Genomic DNA, 303 nt, shown 5'->3' on the forward strand with positions numbered 1-303 from the left:
GTATAACGCTTTTAATTTGACTAATGCCGGCATAACTTTTAAAGAATCTCCACCCAAATTAAAGAAATCATCTTTTAAACCTATAGATTTAATGTTAAGAAATTAGGACCATACTTTTGCAATGTTTTTTTGCACTTTAGTTTGAGGCTTAAGTATACACTCATCGTTTTGCTCATTATCAATCTCTATTTCTGGCAGTTTTTCGAAATCAATTTTCCCATTAGCCGTTATTGGTATTTCTAACACATGAGAGTAATATTTAGGGATCATATATTCTGGCAATACATTTGATAAATATAAAGC

1 pseudogene is annotated in these 303 nt (G+C 30.0%); it reads right to left on the bottom strand.

Features of this window, described 5'->3' with window-relative positions:
* Positions 1 to 303: pseudogene (locus ACSG5Z_RS30575) on the bottom strand (phosphopantetheine-binding protein); the annotation flags it as partial.

The sequence above is a fragment of the Bacillus pretiosus genome, from assembly GCF_051294775.1.
GTDB lineage: Bacteria > Bacillota > Bacilli > Bacillales > Bacillaceae_G > Bacillus_A > Bacillus_A wiedmannii.